Below are 21,840 nucleotides of genomic sequence, written 5' to 3'. Positions count from 1 at the left end.
GCGGTCAGGTTGCCAGCCGGCACCGAGCCCACGGGGTACGCCCGGCGGTCGATAGAGTGGCCCGGTGACCACCGACAGCGCTCGTCCCTGGCTCGACTCCTACGCACCCGGCGTGCCGCACGACCTCGAACCGGTCGACGGCTCGCTGCTCGACCTGGTCGAGGCCTCCGCGGCGCGGTACCCCAGGGCGGTGGCGCTCGAGTTCTTCGGGGCGACGACCACCTATTCCGAGCTCGTCGACCAGATCGCGCGGGCGGCCGAGGGGCTGCGCAAGCTCGGGGTCGGCCACGGCGACACCGTCGCGATCGTGTTGCCGAACGGTCCGCAGCACGTCGTCGCGTTCTACGCGGTGCTGCGCCTCGGCGCGATCGTCGTCGAGCACAACCCGCTCTACACGCCGCGCGAGCTGCGTCACCAGTTCGAGGACCACGGCGCCAAGGTGGCCATCGCCTGGAACAAGGTGGTCGAGACCATCCAGGCCTTCCCCGACGACGTGGCCGTCGAACACCTCGTCTCGGTCGACGTCACCCGGGCGATGCCGTTCACCACGCGGGCGGCCCTGGCCCTGCCGATCAAGAAGGCCCGCCAGTCACGGGAGCGCCTCACGTCGACCGTGACGGGCACCACGCCGTGGGAGAAGGTCGTCGGCTCGTCGCGCATCAAGGCGAGGCACCCGCGACCGACCACCGACGACCTGGCGGTCATCCAGTACACGAGCGGCACCACGGGCGCGCCCAAGGGTGCCCAGCTGACGCACCACAACCTCCTGTCGAACGCCGCGCAGGCCCAGGCCTGGGTGCCGACGATCGAGCGCGGCACCTGCGTCGTCTACGCGGTGCTGCCGATGTTCCACGCGTACGGCCTGACGCTCTGCCTCACCTTCGCGATGAGCATGGGCGCCCGACTCGTGCTCTTCCCGGCCTTCGACCCGGCGCTGGTGCTCAAGGTCATGAAGAAGCACCCGCCGACCTTCCTGCCCGCGGTCCCCCCGATCTACGCCCGTCTGCAGAAGGCCGCCGACGACGCCGGCGTCTCGCTGAAGGGCGTCGACGTCGCGATCTCGGGGGCCATGCCGCTCTCGGCCGACGTCGTCGAGCCGTGGGAGGCCGAGTCCGGCGGCTGGTTGGTCGAGGGCTACGGGCTCTCCGAGTGCTCGCCCGTCCTCATGGCCAACCCCGTCGGTCCGACGCGCCGCGCGGGCACGGTCGGTCTGCCCCTGCCGGGCACCGAGGTGCGCGTCGTCGACCCCGAGAACCCCACGGTCGACGTGGCGGCCGGAGAACGCGGCGAGCTGATCGTCCGTGGCCCGCAGGTCTTCAGCGGGTACTACCGCAAGCCGAAAGAATCGGGCGAGGTCTTCGTCGACGGCGACTGGTTCCGCACCGGCGACATCGTCACCATCGACGACGACGGGTTCGTCCGCATCGTCGACCGCATCAAGGAGCTCATCATCACCGGCGGCTTCAACGTCTCGCCGTCCGAGGTCGAAGAGGTCCTGACCCGGTTCGAGGGCGTCGCCGAAGCCGCGGTCGTGGGTCTGCCCACCCCCGGCGGCGAACAGGTGGCCGCCGCGATCGTCGTGAAGCCGGGCGCCCACGTCGACGTCGCGGCCCTGCGCTCGTTCGCGCGCAAGCACCTCACGCCGTACAAGGTGCCGCGGCGCATCGTCGTCGTCGACGACCTCCCCCGGTCGCTCATCGGCAAGGTGTTGCGCCGCAAGGTACGCGACTCCCTGGCCGAGCGCTGAGACCGGACCCGCGCCTCCTCGACCGGACGACGGTCGGCAGGTGCGGGTCGGTCCACCCGCGGCCGCGGCTCAGGAGGCGCGGCTCAGCTGGGCGAGACGCGATCCGTCATGCGACCCTCGGCCAACCAGGCCAGTCGCTGCAGCGCTTCTCTGTTGCGCCAGTGCAGCGGCGGGTCCATCAGGGCCTTCGGCACCAGCCGACCGGGGCCCGCGACGGCGTACTCGGTCATCGTGACGAAGCAGCCGCCCATGCGGTTGCGCACGTCGATCTCGACCCGGGCCTCGCCCATCGGCCAGCCCCTGGCGTGGAACACGGCCCGGACCGGAGGGTCCCACTCGAGGATGGTCGTCACGTCGTCGATGACCAACGGCCAGACCCCGAACGAGTGGTGGACCCTGGCCTCGACGCTCGGCCAGGTCAGTTCGACCTCGCGGATGCGCGCCGACCCGACGACCCAGCTCGTGAAGAGCCACCCGTCGCTCAGCACGTCGAAGACGTCGTGGGGTGAGGCCTCGATGAAGCGGTGCGTGGTGCTCATCCGTCGATCCTGGCACGGTCCCCGCGCGCCGCGCACCCCGTTGACGCGCCCCTGCCGCCGTGGATCAGATCGGGCGTCGGGCGCCTCCCCCGTCGGGAGTCGACGCGATCAGGAGTCGACTCCGAGGTACGGCAGCCGGTCGATGCCGAACTCGTGCTTCAGGGCGCTGCGCGCGGCGTAGGCGCCACCCAGCCCGTGCACCGAGGGGCCCGGCGGGGTCGAGGACGAGCACAGGTAGAGGCCCGGCGTCGGCGTGCGCCACGGTTCGGTCGACAGCGTCGGCCGTGCCGCCAGCTGCCAGACGCTCGGGGCCCCGGCGGCGATGTCGCCGCCGATGTAGTTGGGGTCGTGCGCTTCGAGGTCGACCGCCGTCCGGCTGTTCGTGGCCAGGATCGTGTCGCGGAACCCCGGCGCGAAGCGCTCGATGCCGGCGATGACGGTCTCGGTCTGGTCGACCGTGGACCCGCGCGGCACGTGCGTGTACGCCCACAGGGCCTGCTGACCGTCGGGGGCGCGCGTGCCGTCGACCACGCCCGCCTGGGCCACCAGGACGTACGGCGTGCGGGCGTGTCGACCCGAGGCGACGTCGTGCTCTCCCGAGGCGATCTCGGCCCGCGTCCCCCCGAGGTGCAGCGTGGGGCTGCGCCGGGCCTCGTCGTTCGCCCAGGGCACCGGCCCCGACAGCGCGAAGTCGACCTTGGCCGCCGCGTTCCCGTACCGGAAGCGCCGCAGGGCGCGCTCGTACCGGTCGGGCAGACGACTGCCCGCGATGTCGGCCAGGGCACGGGCGCTCGTGTCGAAGATCGTGGCCTTCGCCCTCGGCAGCTCGTCGATCGACGTGACGTCCACGCCCGTCGTGATGGTGCCTCCGTGGGCCAGGACGTCGTCGGCCATGGCGTCGACGATCGACTGGCTGCCACCGGTCGGCACCGGCCAGCCCCGGGCGTGCGCGTGCACGGCCAGGACGAGCCCGGCGGCCGAGGTCGACAGGCTCGGCATCGGGCGGATCGCGTGGGCCATCACCCCGGCGAGCATGGCAGGGGCCTCGTCACCCGAGAACCCGGCGTTCCACCAGGGGCCGCTCTGTGACAGGGCGGCCAGACCGAAGCGCGCGAGGGTCACCGGGTCGTCCGGCACCCGGACGAGCTCGCGCATCGTGAACTTCGCCATGCGGGGCTCGGTCTCGACCAGACCCCGGAGGAGGCGCGCCCAGGCGGCCCCGTCGGCACCGAGTCCGTCCGCCGTCCGGTCGAGGTCACGGTAGGCGATGCCGGCACGTCCGCCGTCGAGCGGGTGGGCGTACGAGATGTCGGGGACCGTCAGCTCGATCCGGCGGTCGAGTTGGAACCGCTGGAAGAACCCCGACGCGAGGGCCATGGGGTGCACGGCCGAACAGATGTCGTGGCGGAAGCCCGGCAGGGTCGCCTCCTGGGTGCGCGCTCCCCCACCGATCGTGTCGGCCCGTTCGACGACCTCGACGCGGAGACCGGCCCGAGCGAGCACCACGGCCGCCGCGAGACCGTTGGGCCCCGCACCGACGACGACCGCGTCCACCTCGGGCGCGGCGCTCATGCCCGACGCCCGCGGGTCACCCGACCCACCACGGCGGCGGTGGCGGCCGCGGACGCCCCCACCACGGCCCCCACGGTCAGGGCACGGTTGCGGGTGTACCAGACCTGCGGACTCGTGGTGCGCGCGCGGTCGCTGAAGATGCCGCGAGCCCCGTGGTCACCGGCCGTGGGCTCGTAGAGGTTGTCGGGCAGCATGGGCTCGCTCTTGTCGGGAGCCTGCTGGCCGGAGTACCCGCTCTTGGCGAGGTAGACGTCGAGGAAGTTCGCGACGAACCGGTTGCCGAGCACCGTCATGACGGTGGGCTCGCCGAGCCAGGTCCGGCGACGCGGCTTGTCGGCGACGTCGGCGATCGCCCGGGCCCCGACCTCGGGTTCGAAGATGGGCGGCACGGGCTGGGGGTGCTCGGGCAGGGTCGAGCGCACCCAGTTGAACTGGATGGTGTTGAGGGCCGGCATGTCGACCGTACTGATCCGCACCGAGCTCTTGTTGTGGATCAACTCGGTCGTCACCGACTCGGTGAAGCCCTGGACGGCGTGCTTCGCACCGCAGTACGAGGCCTGAAGCGGGATGCCTCGGTGGGCGAGCGCCGATCCCACCTGGATGACCTGCCCGCGGTCGCGGGGCACCATGCGCGACAGGGCCGCACGAGTGCCGTTGACGAAGCCGAAGTAGTTGACGGCCGTGGCCCGCTCGAAGTCGTCGGGGTCCGTCTCGAGGAACTCGCCGAACACACCGACCATCGCGTCGTTGACCCAGAGGTCGATCGGCCCGAGCTCGGCCTCGACGCGATCGGCGGCCGACTCGACCTGGGCGCGATCGGCCACGTCGGTCGAGATGCCCAGCGCACGGCGACCGGCGGCCTCGACGTCGCGGACGGCCCCGTCGAGGCCGTCCTGTCCCCGAGCGAGGATCGCGACGTCCCATCCGCGCGCGGCGAGCTCTCGGACGGTGGCCCGGCCGAGTCCCGCGGACCCTCCGGTGACGACGGCGGTTCTCGTGCTGGTCATGGTGCTACCTCGGGCCTCTCGGCGGATCGTGGACGGACCCCCGACGCTAGTCCGCGACCGGAGGTCCGTCCCGGGGGTGATGCCCAGGTGTCAGATGTCGAAGCCTCCGCCGAAGTCCCCTCCGCCGAAGTCGCCTCCCCCGAAGTCCCCGAAGCCCCCGCCGGAGTCGCCGGCCCCGTCGGCACCGAAGTCGCCGCCGCCGTCGCTCGCCGTCTCGGTGCCGGCGTCGGCACCGCCGTCCGCGCCGCCCTCGCCCTCGGAGCCCTGGTCGCCGCCGGCGTCGTCACCCGCGCCGCCGTCCGCCGTCGCCCCGGCGTCGGGCAGGAACGCGCTCATCAGGGTCGACCCGATGACGTAACCGGCCACCGTGCCCAGGATCGACCCGCCGATGATCGAACCCATGCCGGGGCCCTGACGGAGGGGCTGGCCGTTCGGCCCGACCTGCTGCCGTCCGTCCGGGCCGCCGCCGAGGGTGCGCTCGAGGGTCCCGGGTCGTCGGAGCTCGGACCGGGTGGCGGCCTGGGCGAGCGAGCCGGCGTCGTCGCCGCGCGGTGCCTCGCCGGGGCTCGACTCGGCCGTCAGCTGGTCGAAGACGAGACGGCGTTGTTCGGGGCTGAGCTTCGCGAACGCCTCGGCGTGCACCTGCTCGATGGTCTCGGGCGGGGCGGTCTTCAGCAGGTAGCGGTACCGCTCGACGGCGATCTCGTCGTCGCTGCGGGCCGGGCCGGTGCCGGCCGACGAGGCCGGGACCGACGGCTGCTGGCCGTAGCCCTGCTGGCCGTACCCCTGCTGGCCGTACCCCTGCTGGCCGTACCCCTGCTGCGGGGCGGCGGGCTGCTCGTAGCTCTGCTGCCCGTACCGGTAGCCCTGCGGAGCGGAGGGCTGCTGCGGCTGGCCCTGCTGCGGCTCGCGGCCGAGGAGGCGGTCGAGGAATCCCATGGTGGTGTCCTGTCGGATCGTGTGCTCGGTGCCGCGCGCGGGGCGCGACGTCGGTCTGCCCACCACGGTACGGATCGTCCCGGCCCGCCGCCTGGACGGCGACGGAACGTCAGCCGCGAACGTCCTGATCGACGGCGTCACGCGACGCGTCGTCGACGCCGGCTCGACGGCGGCCCACCGACCGGACGACGAGGAACACCACGACGCCCGCGATGGCGGCGTACACGACGTAGTCCAGGTACTTCGCGTACCGGTCGATGAGCTCGTACTGGGTGCCGAGGGCGGCGCCCAACCCGATCAACAGCCCGTTCCAGAGGCCGCTGCCCACGATCGTGAAGACCGAGAAGACCAGCAGGGGCATGCGCTCGGCACCGGCGGGAAGCGAGATGAGGCTGCGCACGCCCGGGATGAACCGGCCGAAGAACACCGCGGACCGCCCGTGGCGCTCGAACCAGCCGGCCGCCTTCTCGAAGTCGTGGCGGTCGACCAGCGGCAGCTTGGCCAGCCACCGGATGCTGCGGTCGAGGCCGAGACCGGCCCCGAGCCCGTAGAGGACCAGGGCGCCCAGGTAGGCGCCGAAGGTGCTCAGCGCGATCAACAGCACGATGTTCATCGACCCGGCGCCGGCCAGGAACCCGGCCAGCGGCAGGATGACCTCGCTGGGGATCGGCGGGAACACGGTCTCGACGAAGGTCAGCAGGGCGACGCCCCACTCGCCGAGGGCGTCGATGACGCGGGCGGCGAACCCGACGAGGCCGTCGAGGTCGGCGACGACGTCCTGGCTCGAGGACGAGGAGGCGCGGAGGACGAGGGCTGTCGAGGTCATGGCTCCCAGGTGGTCGGTCGGGCGCTCGGGGGCGCAACGGATCGGCAGCCCCGAGTATGGCGGGGCAGCCTGCGCGTCCGCCCACAACGCCCGGGTGGGCTGCGCCTGACGGGGAACACCGCATCGCTTGCTACATTGACCTGTGTCGGCTTGGTTTCCGACGCCGGACACACTCACGAAACAGGACCCCAATGGGATCGCTCATCTACGGAACCTCGGGCATCGAGGTCGAGTTCGAGGACCGCGTGCTCGAACACCTCCAGATCGTCATCGCCACCAAGCTGCGTCGCCGCGAGTCGTTCTTCTTCTCGTGGCGCGACACGCAGAAGGTCGGTGACGGTCGCAGCAGCATCTGGCTGGACGCCGGCATCTCGCTCTACTTCAAGTACTCCGGCGGCCGGGTGCCGTCGATCAACCGTGACTGGCTCACCGAGCTGACGGCCTCGTCGAACAGCTCGTCCGGCCTCGTCCTCACCGACGAGCCCAGTCTCGACAACAGCGCCAAACGACGCGGCTGACCCGCACCTCCCCCCTTTCGAGGCGTTGACCCGGTTCGGGTCCGTTCCGTACCGTGGGCCCGACGGCGACGGAGGGGGCGGTCATGCAGGGTGCCAGGCGCGCGAGCGCGGGCCGTCTCACGATCGCCACGATGATGACGGTCGCCCTGGTCGCGACCCTCGTGACGGCCCAGGCCCCCGTCGCGGCCCGGGCCTCGGACGCCGTCCTCTCGCAGGGACGCAGTGCGGGGGCCTCGTCGGTCTCTTCGCGGTCCACCCCGGCAGCGGCCGCGGTGGACGGCGACGGGCGGACGGGCTGGAGGAGCGCGCGGGCGGGCTCGCAGTGGTTGCAGGTCAGCATTGGGCCGCAGGTCGACGTGTCGCAGGTCTTGCTGCAATGGGGTGACGCCCCGGCGACGGCCTACGAGGTCCAGATCTCGTCGAACGGCAAGACCTGGCGCACGCTGGCGTCGACGACCCGGGGTGACGGCGGCACGGACACGTACGACGTGGCCGGGACGGGGAGGCACGTCCGGGTGCTCGCGACGGTCTCGGCCACGGGCACGGGGTACTCGCTGTCGGAGCTGACGGTGCGTGGGTCCCGGACCGGGTCGCCGTCCGCCACCCCGGGCGTCCGGCTCGCCGGCGGTGCCGGCTCGTGGCGCCTCGAGGTCGACGGGCGGCCCTTCATGGTCGAGGGGGTCACCTACGGCGCCCCGGTCGCCGAGGCGGCCACCCACTTCCCCGACATCGCCTCGATGGGCGCCAACACGGTCCGCACCTGGGGCACCGACACGGGCTCGGGGCGCCTCTTCGACGCCGCGTCGGCGTCCGGTCTCCACGTCGTCGCCGGCCTGTGGCTCGACCACGGCGTCGACTACGTCGGCGACACCGCGTACAAGACGGCCACCCTGGCGAGCATCCGCTCGACCGTGGCCGCCTACCGGGATCGGCCGAGCCTCCTGGCCTGGGACGTGGGCAACGAGGTGATGCTGGGGCAGGGCGAGACCCAACGGGTCGCCTACGCCCGCTTCGTCGACGAGGTCGCCCGGACGATCCACTCGATCGACCCGGGCCACCCCGTCACCTCGACCGACGCCTGGATCGGCGCCCTCTCGTACTACGAGGAGCACGCTCCGTCGCTCGACTTCTACTCGGTCAACTCGTACGGCGGTGTCGGGTACCTCGAGGACGGGTGGACCTCCGGCGGCTACACCAAGCCCTACCTGGTGACCGAGACCGGTCCGGCCGGCTCGTGGGAGGTCCCCGACGACGCGAACGGCATCCCGCTCGAACCCGGCGACGAGGCCAAGGCCCGGGCCTACACCGCCGCGTGGCAGGCCGTCCTGTCCCATCCCGGCGTCGCCCTCGGGGCCACCGTCTTCAACTACGGCCTCGAGAACGACGAGCCCGGCGTCTGGTTGAACCTGCGGACCGACGGTCTCCGTCGACTGTCGTACTTCGCGGTCCAACGCGCTTACGGCGGGGAGGCGCCCACCAACACGTCGCCCGTCGTGCGCTCCATGACGCTGTCCCCGGCCTCGGGAGTGCGCCCGGGCACACCCGTCACGCTGACGACCTCGGTGACCGACCCCGACGGCGACCCCGTGACCTACCGGGTCTACGCCACGAGCCGGTACGTCGACGGGGACGAGTCCCTCCGGCCGATGCCGGCGACCACCACGGGGCCGGGGACCATGACGGTGCAGGCCCCGTCCCGCCCCGGGGTGTGGAAGATCTACGTCTACGCGCTCGACGGCCGGGGCAACGTGGGCATCGAGGCCCGCTCGGTCCGCGTCGTCTGAGGTCCCCGCGTCAGCGGCGGACGAGGGCGGCGACCGCTCGCCACCCCACGACGAACACGCCGAGCACGACGACCGTCACGACGACGAAGCTGACCTGCACACCCTGACCGCTCACCACACGGAGCAGCACGCCGATCACGGCGGTGGAGACCCAGACGACCGCTCCCGAGCGGACGGCCGACAGCGGCCAGCGGACGCCGGTCACGCTCGCCCAGCCGACGACCGAGCCGACCACGAACGGCCACAGCGTGCCGAGCAGGCCGGGCAGGTCGAGACCTTCGGCGTGGCTGCGACGGCCGATGACGACGAAGGCCAGGACCGCGACGAGGTCGACGACGATCGGCCACCAGGCCGGGCCGACCTCCCGCCGCCGGGTCGTCGGGGACGAGGTCGGGCTGGGGCGGGTCATCTCGGTGTCCTCTCGTGACGTCGGCTCCAGCCGCGGACCGGGTCGCTCGGGTTCAGCGCGACCGCGGCTGCTCGAGTGCGCGCGACAACTCTGCCAGCAGTTCGTCGACCTGGGGGGCCACGAGGCGGTCGAGGGCCTCGGCGATGCGCGGACGGTGCTGCACCAGGGCCAGGCACAGGCTCGTGCCGACGGACTCGGCGTGGTCGCCCGCCAGGGTGATCTCGTGTCGCAGTGCGGCCTTGGCCTCGTCCGAGTACTCGGGCTCGGGCTCGGGTCGCGGGGCAGGACCCGGTCGGTGTTCCGATCCGGCGGCCGGACGAGGATCGTCGAGCAGGGGCGCGTCGGTCGGCATCGCCGAATCGGGCGGCAGCAGCCAGCCGTCGAGGTCGTCGGGGTCGAACGGCGCGGCAGCGACGTCGGCCTCGGACGTGGAGTCCGTGGACCCGCCCACGACGGTCGGGTCGGGCGGGACGATGCCGGCGTCCGCCGGCATCCCCGCGAGCCCGGCGAGCGTGAAGAGGAACGGCTGGCCCGGTTCGGGTTCGGGGTCGAGATCGAGACCCTGGAACTCGGGGTCGAGACCCTGCTCGGGTCGGTAGCCCCGCGCCTCCTGGGCCTCGGCGAGTCGCAGCTCGCGCGTGACGAGCGGCAGGTTGCGGGCCGTGTACTCGTCGACGTCGTCGTCGACGATCTGCCGCATCCGGTTCAACAGCGCGTGCTGCACGGCGTGCGGCACGTCGTGGTCGAATCCGGCGGCGGTGGCGACGGGCGAGCCGAGGCACACCCGACACGGTCGCGTGCGACCGCGGGCGGTGCCGATGTGCCACCGGGGCAGCCAGCGCAGCCAGGCGTCGACGGCAGAGCTCACGCGTCCCTCGATCTGCTCGGCCATGCCTCGAATCTAGGGCGAAAAGCGGCCGGGACGCCGACACGCCCGGGCGATTCCCGGGGATCGAGGTGTCCGAGCAGCCCGGCGGAGTCGACGGCGATGCACGACTCGGGCCGCGTCACCCGCGTCGACGCCGGGACTTAGCCCGACGTGACGAAGTCGATGAGTTCCTCGACCCGGCCGAGCACCGACGGCTCGAGGTCGGCATAGCTCCGCACGCGCGACAGGATGTGCTGCCAGGCCCGCGCGATGTCCGCCTGGTCCTCGTGCGGCCAGCCCATGGCCTCGCACACGCCGTGCTTCCACTCGACGGATCGGGGCACGACCGGCCAGGCCTCGACACCGAGCCGCCCGGGCTTGACGGCCTGCCAGACGTCGACGAACGGGTGCCCGACCACCAACACGTGGCGGCCGAGCGGACTGCGGGCGATGCCCTCGGCGACACGGCTCTCTTTCGAGCCCGGCACCAGGTGGTCGACGAGCACGCCGACGCGTCGCTCGGGCCCCGGCCGGAAGTCGCGGAGCACGTCGGCCAGGTGGTCGACGCCCTCGAGGTACTCGACGACGACGCCCTCGACCCGCAGGTCGGAGCCCCAGACCTTCTCGACCAGCTCGGCGTCGTGCCGTCCCTCGACGAAGATGCGGCTCTGACGGGCGACCCGGGCCTTGACCCCCTCGACGGCGAACGAGCCGGACGCCGTGCGCGCGCGCCCCTGGGGTGCCGCCCGCGGCACCCGCAGCGCGACGGGGGCGCCATCGATCGAGAACGAGCCCGACATCGGAAAGGCCCGCACCCGGCCTTTCCAGTCCTCGAGCTCGACGGTGCCGGCCTCGACGCGGACGATCGCGCCCGTGAAGCCCGACCGGACCTCTTCCACCACGAGGTCGCGGACCGCGTCGGTCGGCGTCGGCGCCGGCTTCGTCGAGCGCTTCCAGTCGCCGGCGAGCACGTCGGCACCGTACCGGTCGTCATCCACGGGGGCCTCCGGAGCGTGGTCGGGGTTGGTAGGGGCGGGGTGGGCCCTTTCGCGGGCCGTCGGCGGGTGCGGTCTCGGGACGCCCGGACGTGCGGCCCGGCCGGGGGGACGGAGCAGGAGGCGCGGTGCCGCTCCGTGGCGTCGCCTCCGTCGGACGCGCGCTCACCTTCGGCGGACGCGCCGCCGACGCGTCGGGCTTCGGGAGCGCGACGCGGGTGGAGGACGGTGACGACGCGACCCGCGCCTCGCGGTCGGATGCGGCCGTGCGGACCGCGACGCCCGCCGGGGTCGGCGTGAAGCCGGCCGTGAACACCCAGATCAGACCACCCAGGACGAAGAGCACGAACGCGGCCGACACGGCCGCGGGCAGCCACCAGGCCGCGAGGGGCCCGCCCTGGGAGACGAGGGCCAGGACGAACAGCGCCGCGACGAACCACAGGGAGGCGCTGGTCGCCACCGCGAGGTAGCGCTGGTACCGGCGCCTCATCTCGGCCCGGTTGGCCGGGTTCTTCCAGAAGGCGGCGTGCGGGACGAGCACGTGGCGGGCGGGCGTGACCGCGAGGAACAGAGCCGACACCGACCAGGTCACGACGATGCCGACCACGAGCACGGCGCCCAGGAGGACGAGGTCGTCACGGCTCGCCGCGAACGCCGACCCACCCGTCTCGCTGAGGTGGACCATCACGACCCGGCCGGGCAGGACGCGCGAGGCCACCGCGAGCGTCACGAGCACGCCGACGAGGGCGACGGCCACGGGCACGGCGGGGCGCAGACGCGCGACGAGGTTCATCGTGCGCCGCTCCCTGCCGCGGCCGTGGTCACGTCGATCAGGCCTGCGCCCGCTCGAGCACCAGCTCGCGGACGCGCGCGGCGTCCGCCTGCCCCTTCATGGCCTTCATGACGGCGCCGATGACGGCACCGGCGGCCTGGACCTTGCCGTCGCGGATCTTCGCCAGCACGTCGGGCTGACCGGCCAGGGCCTCGTCGATGGCGGCGATGAGCGCGCCGTCGTCCGAGACGACCTTCAGCCCGCGGGCCTCGACGACCTCGGACGGGCTGCCCTCGCCGGCGACGACACCCTCGAGCACCTGACGGGCCAGTCGGTCGGTCAGCTCGCCGCTCTCGACGAGCGCGATGAGTTCGCTGACGTGCAGGGGCGACACGAGGCTCGAGGCCTCGACGCCCTGCGCGTTGGCGAGGCGGGCGATCTCGCCGGTCCACCACTTGCGTGCGGCCTGGGGTGAGGCACCCGCGGCGACGGTCTCGACGAGCTCGGTGAGCAGGCCGGAGTTCACGACGTCCTGGAACTCGAGGTCGGCGAACCCCCACTCGGACTTGAGCCGGCGACGCTGGGCGACCGGCGCCTCGGGAAGGGCCAGACGCAGTTCTTCGACGAGCTCGCGAGGAGGGACGACGGGCAGCAGGTCGGGCTCGGGGAAGTACCGGTAGTCGTCGGCGTCGCTCTTGGGGCGGCCCGCCGAGGTGCGACCGGTGTCTTCGTGCCAGTGGCGCGTCTCTTGCGTGATGGTGCCGCCCGCGGCGAGGATCGCGGCCTGACGCTGGATCTCGTAGCGGACCGCGCGCTCGACCGAACGGAACGAGTTGACGTTCTTGGTCTCGGTGCGGGTGCCGAGCTTCTCCTGCCCGTGCGGACGCAGGGAGACGTTCGCGTCGCAGCGCAGGTTGCCGCGCTCCATGCGGGCCTCGCTGACGCCGAGGGCCCGCACGATGTCACGGATGGTCGACACGTAGGCCGCGCCCAGCTCGGGGCCCTTGGCGCCCGCCCCGATGATCGGCTTGGTGACGATCTCGACGAGCGGGATGCCGGCGCGGTTGTAGTCGACGAGGGAGTACTCGGCGCCCTGGATGCGACCGGTCGACCCGCCGACGTGCGTCAGCTTGCCGGCGTCTTCTTCCATGTGGGCGCGCTCGATCGGGATCGCGAAGACGGTCCCGTCCGGCAGCTCGACCTCGACCTCGCCCTCGAACGCGATGGGTTCGTCGAACTGGCTGACCTGGTAGTTCTTGGGGTTGTCGGGGTAGAAGTAGTTCTTGCGGGCGAAGCGCGAGCTCTCGGCGATCGAGCAGCCCAGGGCCAAGCCGAGGCTGATCGAGTAGCGCACGGCCTGCTCGTTGACCACCGGCAGCGATCCGGGCAGTCCCAGGTCGACCGGGGTCACGTTGGTGTTGGGCTCGCCACCGAAGAAGTTCGGGGCGTCCGAGAACATCTTGGTCTTGGTCGCGAGCTCGACGTGGACCTCGAAGCCGAGGACGACCTCGAACTGCTCGAGGGCCTTCTCGTAGTCCATCAGGTCTGCCTTGGCCATCAGATGACTCCCTCGGTGGCGGCGGTCTGCTCGGTCGCGCTCAGGTCGGGCGCGCGCGAGATGAGCGTGTGGCCCCAGCCCTGCTCGAGCAACTGCTCGAGGGCGGCGCCGTAGGTGTAGAGGCGGGCGTCGCCGCGCGCGGGGGCCATGAACTGCAACCCCGTCGGCAGCCCGTCCTCGGCGGCCAGGCCCATCGGCACCGTGATGCCGGGGATGCCGGCCAGGTTGGCCGGGATCGTCGTGATGTCGTTGAGGTACATGGCCAGCGGATCGTCGATCTTCTCGCCCAGCCGGAACGCCGTGGTGGGCGCCGACGGCGAGACGAGGACGTCGACCTGGTCGAACGCCGCCGCGAAGTCGCGCTGCACGAGGGTGCGCACCTTCTGCGCGCTGCCGTAGTAGGCGTCGTAGTAGCCCGCGCTCAGCGCGTAGGTGCCGAGGATGATGCGGCGCTTCACCTCGGGGCCGAAGCCGGCCTCGCGGGTGGCGGCCATGACGTCCTCGACGGTGCCGCCTCCCTCGGGGACGACCCGCAGGCCGAAGCGCACCGAGTCGAACTTGGCGAGGTTGCTCGACGCCTCGGCCGGCAGGATCAGGTAGTAGGCGCTGATCGCGTGCTCGAAGCTGGGGGCCGAGATCTCGACGATCTCGGCACCGGCCGCGCTCATGAGCTCGAGGGCCTCGGCGAAGCGGGCCTTGACGCCGGCCTGGAAGCCCTCGCCGTTCAGCTCGCGGACGACTCCGATGCGGACACCCTGCAGGGCCCCGCCGGCGAGACCGGTGCGGGCCGCCTCGGTGAACGAGGGCCAGGCGTCGCGCAGCGAGGTGGAGTCGCGGGGGTCGTGCCCCGTGATGACGTCGTGCAGCATCGCGCTGTCGAGTACCGTGCGACTGACCGGGCCGACCTGGTCGAGCGAGCTGGCCAGGGCGATCGCGCCGTAGCGGCTGACCGACCCGTAGGTCGGCTTGACCCCGACGGTGCCGGTGACGGCACCGGGCTGGCGGATGGACCCGCCGGTGTCGCTGCCGAGGGCGAGGGGCGCCTCGAAGGCGGCGACGGCCGCCGCGGAGCCGCCACCCGAGCCACCGGGGATCCGGTCGAGCGACCAGGGGTTGTGCGTGGGTCCGTAGGCCGAGAACTCGGTCGACGAGCCCATCGCGAACTCGTCCATGTTGGTCTTGCCGAGGGGGACGAGGTCGGCCGCGCGCAGCTTGGCGACGACGGTGGCGTCGTACGGCGGCACCCAACCCTCGAGGATCTTGCTGCCGGAGGTCGACGGCATGTCGATCGTGCAGAGGACGTCCTTGATGGCGATCGGGACGCCGGCGAGCGGGCCGAGGGCCTCGCCCGCGGCGCGGCGGCGGTCGACGTCGGCCGCCGTGTCGAGTGCGGCCGTGCTGACGTGCAGGAAGGCGTGGACGTCCCCGTCGACCGCCTCGATGCGGTCGAGGTGGGCGCGCGTGACGTCGACCGACGACACGTCGCCGGCGGCGAGGCGGGTCGACAGCTCGGCGGCGGACAGGTGGACGAGCGAGGTGGTGTCGGTCATGGCTACTGCTCTTCTCCCAGGATCGCGCTCACCCGGAAGCGCGAGCCGTCGTGGTCGGGGGCGCCGGACAGGGCCTGCTCGGCCGTGAGCGTCTGGCCCACGACGTCGGGCCGGAACACGTTCTCGAGCGGGATCGGGTGGCTGGTCGCCGGGACGTCGTCGGTCGCGACCTCTCGGACCTTGGCGACGCTGTCGACGATGTGGCCGAGTTCGGCGGTCATCGTGTCGATCTCGGCCTCGGTGAGGGCGATGCGGGCGAGACCGGCGAGGTGCTGCACCTGCTCGCGCGTGATTTCGGACATGCTTCTCTCTCACGTGGTCGTGCGGGGGTACCGCGGCGGCGGTACCGCACGATTCTACGGGGCGGCACCGACGCGCGGGGTCGTGGGGGGTCGCGGCGTCGGACCCTCAGTCGCGGAAGTAGACGTCCTGCGGCCGCACGAGCGTGAGGGCGGGCGCCTCCGGACCGCCCTCGCCCGGTTGGCCGGTGCGACCGTCGACGAGTGCGCCGTGCCCGAGCCCGATGAGGGCCAGGCTGCGCATCGACTCGGTGCCGGCCCGGAAGTAGTCGTTGTGACCGAGGGCGGAGGCCAGGGCGTGTCCCGTCACCGCGTCGGCTCCACCGCTCAGGTGCAGCACGACGGCGCCGAAGGCGCCCGTCGCCGGGTCGGCCCCGAAGAAGCCGCTCCCGGCGACGGGATCGAAGCTGCCGGCGGCGGCGTACACGTCGTGACCGCGGACCGCGAGCTCCCCGGCGTCGGAGACGACGCTGCCGGGCGATCCGAGCAGCACCAGCGAGTCGACCGACACGCGTCCGGACGACAGGGCGATCGTCGCCGTCGTCGAGCCGTACGAGTGCGCCATGACCGACACCCGCGGCTCGTCGTCCGCCCGGGCCGCGTCGAGCCCGTCGAGCGCGTCCACGAGGTGGGACGCACCCTGCCGAGCGAGGCCGAGGTCGTAGAAGTTGGTCAGGTCGGGCGTCTGGTAGCCCATCCAGGCCACGACGGCGACGGTCGGCACGGGGCCGGGGCCGCCGCGGCCCAGCAACGTCGCCCAGGTGGCCTGCTCGTCGTGGAGGGCGCCGGCGGTGTTGGTCCAGTCGACGAGCTGGTCGGACACCGTGAACAGCATGCCGGGGACGAGCACGCTGACGTCGTCGGCGGTGTCGAGGTCGCCGACGGTGACGGCCGCGCGTCCGGGCAGGACCGTGTCGAGCGCCACGAGGTGTCGGTCGGCCTCCCCGGCGAAGGGGACGTCGTTCGTCGCCCCGTCGAGCGTCGCCCGCACCTGCTGGAGCATGGCCAGGCGACGGGCGTCACCCGGCTCCTCGTCGTCCGAACCGATCCGCTGCGAGACGGCGCCCGTCGCGTACCGCAGGAGCTGCCGGTTGGCGGTGTCGCGCACCGAGTACGGGACGCCCTCGAGGTTGCCGACGACGCCCGGCACGCTGCGCGCGAGGACCGCCTGCCGACCGTCGTCCAGCCCGGACCACCAGGCGGCCGTGACCTCGGGCGCGACCTGCTCGCCGAGCGCCGCCGTCAGCGCCGTCGCGTCGTCACCGTCGGCGTCGAGGGTGTCGGCGAAGCGCTCGACTCCGGCCGAGGAGGCGCGGGCCAGCTGGTCGAGGCAGGCCTCGGCCGAGAAGGCGGTCGCCTCGATCCCCCGGCAGCCGTCGAGCTCGGGCACGGCACGACCGTCCCGTACCGGTGCGACTCCCGGGACGCTGTCCGGCGACGCCCCGACGGGTGATCCGGTCGCCGGGCGGTCGAGCGTCACGGCGGTCGCCGAGGACACGCTTGGAGCGTCGGCCACCCCGGCGAGATGCACCGAGGCAGAGAGCATTGCTGCAGCGAGGAACAGCACGTCGGGTCTTCCCCCTAGTCACGTGCCTGTACCCCGGCTCCCTACTGCTGGAGAACGACACGTCCTCACATCCTAGGAAACGAAAGTGCCCCTGACCAGGGAAATCATGATTCCGGCGTCTCCTCGTCCCCCACCTGGGGGACAACGAGAGCTGCCGGGCCCTCCTTAAGGAGGACAGCGAATTGCTCCGCGTCGATGATCCGTACCCCGAGTTGCTCGGCCTTCGTCAACTTCGATCCGGCGCCGGGTCCGGCCGCGACGAAGTCCGTCTTCTTGCTGACGCTGCTCGCCGCCTTGCCGCCGGCCTCGACGATGGCCTCGAGTGCGCCCTCGCGCGTGAACCCCTCGAGGCTCCCGGTCGCCACGACCGTCACGCCCGAGAGCACGCCACCCGCCGCCTCGGCGGCACCCGGTCCGGGATGACCGGGTGTGGCGAACTGCACTCCCGCCGCCGTCCACCGATCGATGATCTCGACGTGCCAGTCGACGTCGAACCAGGCGAGCAGCGCATCGGCGATGATGCCGCCCACGCCGTCGACGGCCGCGAGCTCGTCCCGCGAGGCGGCTCGGATGGCGTCGAGCGAGCCGAAGTGGTTGGCCAGCGCCCGGGCCGCGACCGGCCCGACGTGTCGGATGCTCAGACCGACCAGGAACCGCCACAGCGGGCTGGTCTTCGCCTTCTCGAGGTTCGCGAGCATCTCGATCGCCGTCTTGGACGGCACCGAGGTCTCGTCACCCGAGAACTCGGTGGCCGAGGGGTCGAAGGCGCCGTCGCGCTTGGCGCGCTTCCGGCGGAACGGGGTGACGAGTTTCGGCTGCCCGTCGGCCTCGAGCTTCTGCATGCCGGTCTCGGTGTCGCGGACGACGACCCGTACGGGGAAGATGTCGGCCATCGTCAGGCTGAAGAGGCCGGCCTCGGTGCGCAGGGGCGGCGTGGCCGGCTCGACGGGCTGCGTCAGCGCGGCCGCCGCGACCTCGCCGAGGCCTTCGACGTCGAGCGAGCCGCGGGACGCGATGTGCTCGACGCGTCCGCGGACCTGGGCAGGGCAGCTCTCGGCGTTGGGACAGCGCAGGTCGATGTCGCCCTCTTTGGCGGGCTTGAGCGGGGTGCCGCACTCGGGGCAGTCGACGGGCATGACGAACTCGCGTTCGGTGCCGTCGCGCAGTTCGATGACCGGGCCGAGCACCTCGGGGATGACGTCGCCCGCCTTGCGCAGCACGACGGTGTCGCCGATCAGCACGCCCTTCGCCTTGACGACCTGCTGGTTGTGCAGGGTCGCCTGGCGCACCTCGCTGCCGGCGACCTCGACCTTGGCCATGACGGCGAAGGGCGTCGCTCGGCCCGTGCGTCCGACGCTGACGACGATGTCGAGCAGCGTCGTGTTGACCTCTTCGGGCGGGTACTTGAACGCCGTCGCCCACCGCGGAGCCCGGCTCGTGGCCCCGAGCTCTTCGTGCAGGGCGAGGTCGTCGACCTTGACGACGATGCCGTCGATCTGGTGCTCGACCGACGAGCGCCGCACCCCGTAGTCGTGGATGAAGGCCTCGACCTCGTCGACGGTGTCGAAGACGCGGTAGTGGGTCGAGATGGGCAGGCCCCACCCGCCCAGCAGGTCGTAGACCTCGGATTGCGACCGCACCTCGGTCGCCCGCTCGAGTTCGCGGACCGGCCAGGCGCCGATGCCGTGCACGAGCATCCGCAGGCGGCGCAGGCGTGCGTGCATCAACTCGCGCTTCTCGGGGCTCTTGCCCTCTTCTTTCTGACGCAGCGAGCCGGCGGCGGCGTTGCGGGGGTTCGCGAAGACGCGTTCTCCCGCCTCGCGCTGCTGGGCGTTGAGTTCGTCGAACTCGCTGACCGGGAAGAAGATCTCGCCTCGCACCTCGACCAGCGGCGGGTGGCCGGTGCCCTCGAGCCGTTCGGGGATCGTGCCCATGGCGAGCACGTTGCCGGTCACGTCCTCGCCGACGACGCCGTCGCCGCGGGTGGCGGCGGTGACGAGCACGCCGTCCTCGTACCGCAGGTTGATCGCCAGGCCGTCGATCTTCAGTTCGGTGAGGAACCGCACGCGTTCGGCCCCGGCGTCGCGCTGGACCTTGCCCGCCCACTCGGCGAGCTCGTCGTCGCTGAACACGTTGTCGAGGCTGAGCATGCGCTCGGCGTGCTCGACCGGGGCGAACTGCGTGGTCTCGGCCCGGCCACCGACCGTCTGCGTGGGGCTGTCGGGCTTCTGCAGCTCGGGGTGAGCCCGCTCGAGGGAGTCGAGGCGTCGCACGAGGCCGTCGTAGTCGGCGTCGGAGACGGTCGAGCCGTTGCCCTCGTAGTACTGGTCACGCAGCTCGAGGATGCGGGTCGTCAGACGTTCGGCCTCGTCTCGCGCCTGGGACAGGTCGTCGGGGACGCCGTCGGTCTCGACCGCGGGCCCGGAGGCGGAGGCGTCGTCGCCGGTCTCGCTCATCGTGGTCGCCTCAGACGGTGACGACTGCGGGCACGGGCACGGCGCTGACCGTGCGGTCGATCGTGCACTGACCGAGGACGCGGGTGCCGACGTAGACGACGGCGGTCTGCCCGGGGGCGACGCCGTTGAGGGGTTCGCGAGGTGTGATCACGAGTTCTTTCTTACCCTCGACCTCCGACACCCGCGCGACCGCGGGTACGGGGTCGGCGTGGGCACGGATCTGCACGTCGCAGTCGAACGCGACCGTCGGGTCGACCGGGGCGAGCCCGGCCCAGGTGTACGAGCCGCCGGCGATCTCGGCGATGTCGAGGGCCTCCTTCGGGCCGACGACGACCGTGTTGTCGACCGGCCGCACCTCGAGCACGAAGCGCGGCTTCCCGTCGTCGGACGGGAAGCCGATGTTGAGGCCCTTCCGCTGGCCGACCGTGAAGGCGTGCGCCCCTTCGTGCGACCCGACCACGGCACCGCTGCGATCGAGGATCTCACCCGTCTCGGCACCGACCCGCTCGGCGAGCCACCCGCGGGTGTCGCCGTCGGGGATGAAGCAGATGTCGTGGCTGTCGGGCTTGGACGCCACGCTGAAGCCGCGCTCGGCGGCCTCGGCCCGCACCTCGGCCTTGGAGGGCGTCGCCCCGAGCGGGAACATCGAGTGCGCGAGCTGCTCGGCGGTGAGCACGCCCAGCACGTACGACTGGTCCTTCGCCCAGGCGGAGGCGCGGTGCAGCTCTCGGTTGCCCCGGTCGTCGGTGACGATGGTCGCGTAGTGACCCGTGCAGACCGCGTCGAAGCCGAGCGCGAGCGCCTTCTCGAGCAGGGCGGCGAACTTGATGCGCTCGTTGCAGCGCATGCAGGGGTTGGGCGTGCGGCCTGCGGTGTACTCGGCGACGAAGTCGTCGACGACGTCGAGCTTGAAGCGCTCGGAGAAGTCCCACACGTAATAGGGGATGCCGATCTTGTTGGCGGCGCGCTGGGCGTCCATCGAGTCCTCGATGGTGCAGCAGCCACGGCTGCCCGTGCGGAGCGTCCCCGGCATCCGGCTGAGCGCCAGGTGCACGCCCACCACGTCGTGGCCCGCCTCGACCGCCCTCGCCGCGGCCACCGCCGAGTCGACTCCACCACTCATCGCTGCCAAGACCTTCATCCGACAAGTGTACGCAGCGGGCCTAGGGTGGCGAGCGACATGTCTTCCTCCTCCCCCGCCTTCAGCATGCGGTCGGTGGCCCTCGCGGCGTTCCTGCCCGCGGCGCTCTTCGCCATCGGCGAGGGGGCCATCATCCCGATCATCCCCGTCGTGGCGAGCGAGCTCGGTGCCTCGCTCCCCTTCGCCGGCTTCGTCGCCGCGCTCATCCTCGTCGGCGAGCTGATCGGCGACATCCCGAGCGGATGGCTCGTCAGCCGCATCGGCGAGCGCACCGCGATGATCGGTGCCTCGCTCGTGAGCATCGGCGGACTCGTCACCTGTCTGCTGGCGCCGAACGAGATCGTCCTCGCCGTCGGCGTGCTGGTGATCGGCCTCGCGACCGCGGTCTTCGCCCTCGCACGGCACGCCTTCATGACCAGCTTCGTGCCCGTCGAGATCCGCGCCAGGGCGCTCTCGAGCCTCGGCGGAGTCTTCCGACTCGGCTACTTCGTCGGCCCGTTCCTCTCGGCCGGGGTCATCGAGTTGACCGGGTCCGTGCAATCGGCGTTCGTCGTCCACATCGTCGGCTGCCTGGGCGCGGCGATCGCGCTGCTCGTCCTGCGCGACCCGTCGGCTGCTTTCGGCGTCCGGCCCGGCAGCGGCACGGAGGACGGCGCCGACCTCGTCGCCCGGGAGGCACACGGCCTCTTCGCGACCCTCTGGCGTCATCGAGGCGTGCTGCTGAAGCTCGGCAGCGGGGCGGCCCTGATCGGCGCCATGCGTTCCGGTCGCCAGGTCATGCTGCCCCTCTGGGCCGTCAGCATCGGCCTCGGGGCGTCCGAGACCGCGATCATCATCGGCATCGCCGGCGCCGTGGACTTCGCGCTCTTCTACACGAGCGGACAGATCATGGACCGCTTCGGGCGCCTCTGGAGCGCCGTCCCCTGCATGGTGGGCCTCGGACTCTCGTACCTCGCCCTGTCGGTCACGCACGACCTCGACGCGAGGGTCGGATGGTTCGTCGCCGTCGCGATCCTGATGTCCCTGGCCAACGGCGTCGGCAGCGGGATCCTCATGACGCTCGGTGCCGACCTGGCCGACAAAGGCGACCCCGCCCCCTTCCTCGGCGCCTGGCGCTTCACCGGCGACGCGGGCAGCGCTGCGGCGCCCCTGCTCATCTCCGGGGTGACCGCGGTCGTGTCGATCTCGCTCGCCAGCGGGGTGATGGGCGTCCTCGGCCTCGTGGGTGCGGCGATCCTCGTGCGCTACGTGCCCCGCTACTCACCGCACGTGCCGCGCTCGCAGCGCTAGCGC

19 protein-coding genes are annotated in these 21,840 nt (G+C 72.2%); 4 read left to right on the top strand and 15 right to left on the bottom strand.

Features of this window, described 5'->3' with window-relative positions; genetic code table 11:
- Positions 1-64: 64 nt before the first annotated feature.
- Complete coding sequence (locus QRN23_RS05115) at positions 65-1,747, top strand: long-chain-fatty-acid--CoA ligase (protein ID WP_285062761.1); 1,683 nt, start codon at positions 65-67, stop codon at positions 1,745-1,747.
- Positions 1,748-1,830: 83 nt separating this feature from the next.
- Here QRN23_RS05115 and QRN23_RS05110 read toward each other — a convergent pair whose 3' ends face one another.
- The 5 genes from QRN23_RS05110 to QRN23_RS05090 form a co-directional block, all read right to left on the bottom strand.
- Positions 1,831-2,286 carry an SRPBCC family protein gene (locus tag QRN23_RS05110; protein ID WP_056048541.1) on the bottom strand — a complete coding sequence of 152 codons (456 nt, stop codon included), beginning with the start codon at positions 2,284-2,286 and terminating at the stop codon, positions 1,831-1,833.
- 108 nt (positions 2,287-2,394) lie between these two features.
- Positions 2,395-3,858, bottom strand: coding sequence for a phytoene desaturase family protein (locus QRN23_RS05105; protein ID WP_159827008.1), 1,464 nt, complete (start codon positions 3,856-3,858; stop codon positions 2,395-2,397).
- The gene (locus QRN23_RS05100; protein ID WP_043594173.1) at positions 3,855-4,865 is read right to left on the bottom strand and encodes an SDR family oxidoreductase; all 1,011 of its coding nucleotides are present in this window, start codon (positions 4,863-4,865) and stop codon (positions 3,855-3,857) included. Before QRN23_RS05100 ends, QRN23_RS05105 begins: the two co-directional genes overlap by 4 nt.
- Positions 4,866-4,955: 90 nt before the next feature.
- Positions 4,956-5,804 carry a hypothetical protein gene (locus tag QRN23_RS05095; protein ID WP_285062760.1) on the bottom strand — a complete coding sequence of 283 codons (849 nt, stop codon included), beginning with the start codon at positions 5,802-5,804 and terminating at the stop codon, positions 4,956-4,958.
- A gap of 109 nt (positions 5,805-5,913) precedes the next feature.
- Complete coding sequence (locus QRN23_RS05090) at positions 5,914-6,630, bottom strand: DedA family protein (protein ID WP_285062758.1); 717 nt, start codon at positions 6,628-6,630, stop codon at positions 5,914-5,916.
- A gap of 191 nt (positions 6,631-6,821) precedes the next feature.
- Here QRN23_RS05090 and QRN23_RS05085 point away from each other — a divergent pair, with 191 nt between their 5' ends.
- Together QRN23_RS05085 and QRN23_RS05080 are read left to right on the top strand one after the other, a co-directional pair.
- On the top strand, positions 6,822-7,148 hold the full coding sequence (locus QRN23_RS05085; protein WP_285062757.1) for a DUF7882 family protein: 327 nt from the start codon (positions 6,822-6,824) through the stop codon (positions 7,146-7,148).
- 83 nt (positions 7,149-7,231) lie between these two features.
- Positions 7,232-8,932: a discoidin domain-containing protein gene (locus QRN23_RS05080; RefSeq protein ID WP_056049150.1), complete on the top strand. Its 1,701-nt coding sequence runs from the start codon at positions 7,232-7,234 to the stop codon at positions 8,930-8,932.
- Positions 8,933-8,942: 10 nt separating this feature from the next.
- Here QRN23_RS05080 and QRN23_RS05075 read toward each other — a convergent pair whose 3' ends face one another.
- From QRN23_RS05075 to mnmA, 10 genes are all read right to left on the bottom strand, one after another.
- On the bottom strand, positions 8,943-9,341 hold the full coding sequence (locus QRN23_RS05075) for a DUF3054 domain-containing protein (protein WP_082460565.1): 399 nt from the start codon (positions 9,339-9,341) through the stop codon (positions 8,943-8,945).
- 52 nt (positions 9,342-9,393) lie between these two features.
- Positions 9,394-10,233 (bottom strand): spermidine/putrescine ABC transporter substrate-binding protein, encoded by an 840-nt coding sequence (locus QRN23_RS05070; protein ID WP_285062756.1) that lies wholly within the window; start codon positions 10,231-10,233, stop codon positions 9,394-9,396.
- Positions 10,234-10,370: 137 nt separating this feature from the next.
- A complete protein-coding gene (locus QRN23_RS05065; RefSeq protein WP_285062755.1) occupies positions 10,371-11,207 on the bottom strand; it encodes a DUF3097 domain-containing protein in 837 nt (278 codons plus the stop codon).
- Positions 11,200-11,997, bottom strand: a complete 798-nt coding sequence (locus tag QRN23_RS05060; RefSeq protein ID WP_192122714.1) for a hypothetical protein — start codon at positions 11,995-11,997, stop codon at positions 11,200-11,202. Before QRN23_RS05060 ends, QRN23_RS05065 begins: the two co-directional genes overlap by 8 nt.
- Positions 11,998-12,034: 37 nt before the next feature.
- Positions 12,035-13,534 (bottom strand): Asp-tRNA(Asn)/Glu-tRNA(Gln) amidotransferase subunit GatB, encoded by a 1,500-nt coding sequence (gene gatB, locus QRN23_RS05055; protein ID WP_056048565.1) that lies wholly within the window; start codon positions 13,532-13,534, stop codon positions 12,035-12,037.
- On the bottom strand, positions 13,534-15,084 hold the full coding sequence (gatA, locus tag QRN23_RS05050; protein WP_285062754.1) for an Asp-tRNA(Asn)/Glu-tRNA(Gln) amidotransferase subunit GatA: 1,551 nt from the start codon (positions 15,082-15,084) through the stop codon (positions 13,534-13,536). The genes gatB and gatA overlap by 1 nt, the downstream gene beginning before the upstream one ends.
- A 2-nt stretch (positions 15,085-15,086) precedes the next feature.
- A complete protein-coding gene (gene gatC, locus QRN23_RS05045; RefSeq protein ID WP_159827032.1) occupies positions 15,087-15,386 on the bottom strand; it encodes an Asp-tRNA(Asn)/Glu-tRNA(Gln) amidotransferase subunit GatC in 300 nt (99 codons plus the stop codon).
- Between the two features lie 106 nt (positions 15,387-15,492).
- Positions 15,493-16,773 carry an alpha/beta hydrolase gene (locus tag QRN23_RS05040; RefSeq protein ID WP_285062753.1) on the bottom strand — a complete coding sequence of 427 codons (1,281 nt, stop codon included), beginning with the start codon at positions 16,771-16,773 and terminating at the stop codon, positions 15,493-15,495.
- Between the two features lie 281 nt (positions 16,774-17,054).
- Complete coding sequence (ligA, locus tag QRN23_RS05035; protein WP_123571526.1) at positions 17,055-19,406, bottom strand: NAD-dependent DNA ligase LigA; 2,352 nt, start codon at positions 19,404-19,406, stop codon at positions 17,055-17,057.
- A 10-nt stretch (positions 19,407-19,416) separates the two neighbouring features.
- Positions 19,417-20,547: a tRNA 2-thiouridine(34) synthase MnmA gene (mnmA, locus tag QRN23_RS05030; RefSeq protein WP_123571527.1), complete on the bottom strand. Its 1,131-nt coding sequence runs from the start codon at positions 20,545-20,547 to the stop codon at positions 19,417-19,419.
- Between the two features lie 39 nt (positions 20,548-20,586).
- On the opposite strand from mnmA, the gene QRN23_RS05025 reads away from it, so the two are divergent.
- Positions 20,587-21,837: an MFS transporter gene (locus QRN23_RS05025; RefSeq protein ID WP_123571528.1), complete on the top strand. Its 1,251-nt coding sequence runs from the start codon at positions 20,587-20,589 to the stop codon at positions 21,835-21,837.
- Positions 21,838-21,840: the final 3 nt, after the last annotated feature.

This window comes from Frigoribacterium sp. ME-P-080 (assembly GCF_030209595.1).
In the GTDB taxonomy this organism is placed as follows: Bacteria; Actinomycetota; Actinomycetes; order Actinomycetales; family Microbacteriaceae; genus Frigoribacterium.
The sequence above is the reverse complement of the archived record's forward strand: the minus strand, read 5'-3'. Positions and strand labels throughout refer to the sequence as shown.

Coding starts and splice junctions, on each gene's coding strand:
- QRN23_RS05110 (WP_056048541.1), bottom strand. CDS start 2,286: ATGAGCACCACGCACCGCTTCATCGAGGCCTCACCCCACGACGTCTTC.
- QRN23_RS05105 (WP_159827008.1), bottom strand. CDS start 3,858: ATGAGCGCCGCGCCCGAGGTGGACGCGGTCGTCGTCGGTGCGGGGCCC.
- QRN23_RS05100 (WP_043594173.1), bottom strand. CDS start 4,865: ATGACCAGCACGAGAACCGCCGTCGTCACCGGAGGGTCCGCGGGACTC.
- QRN23_RS05095 (WP_285062760.1), bottom strand. CDS start 5,804: ATGGGATTCCTCGACCGCCTCCTCGGCCGCGAGCCGCAGCAGGGCCAG.
- QRN23_RS05090 (WP_285062758.1), bottom strand. CDS start 6,630: ATGACCTCGACAGCCCTCGTCCTCCGCGCCTCCTCGTCCTCGAGCCAG.
- QRN23_RS05085 (WP_285062757.1), top strand. CDS start 6,822: ATGGGATCGCTCATCTACGGAACCTCGGGCATCGAGGTCGAGTTCGAG.
- QRN23_RS05080 (WP_056049150.1), top strand. CDS start 7,232: ATGCAGGGTGCCAGGCGCGCGAGCGCGGGCCGTCTCACGATCGCCACG.
- QRN23_RS05075 (WP_082460565.1), bottom strand. CDS start 9,341: ATGACCCGCCCCAGCCCGACCTCGTCCCCGACGACCCGGCGGCGGGAG.
- QRN23_RS05070 (WP_285062756.1), bottom strand. CDS start 10,233: ATGGCCGAGCAGATCGAGGGACGCGTGAGCTCTGCCGTCGACGCCTGG.
- QRN23_RS05060 (WP_192122714.1), bottom strand. CDS start 11,997: ATGAACCTCGTCGCGCGTCTGCGCCCCGCCGTGCCCGTGGCCGTCGCC.
- gatB (WP_056048565.1), bottom strand. CDS start 13,534: ATGGCCAAGGCAGACCTGATGGACTACGAGAAGGCCCTCGAGCAGTTC.
- gatA (WP_285062754.1), bottom strand. CDS start 15,084: ATGACCGACACCACCTCGCTCGTCCACCTGTCCGCCGCCGAGCTGTCG.
- gatC (WP_159827032.1), bottom strand. CDS start 15,386: ATGTCCGAAATCACGCGCGAGCAGGTGCAGCACCTCGCCGGTCTCGCC.
- ligA (WP_123571526.1), bottom strand. CDS start 19,406: ATGAGCGAGACCGGCGACGACGCCTCCGCCTCCGGGCCCGCGGTCGAG.
- mnmA (WP_123571527.1), bottom strand. CDS start 20,547: ATGAAGGTCTTGGCAGCGATGAGTGGTGGAGTCGACTCGGCGGTGGCC.
- QRN23_RS05025 (WP_123571528.1), top strand. CDS start 20,587: ATGTCTTCCTCCTCCCCCGCCTTCAGCATGCGGTCGGTGGCCCTCGCG.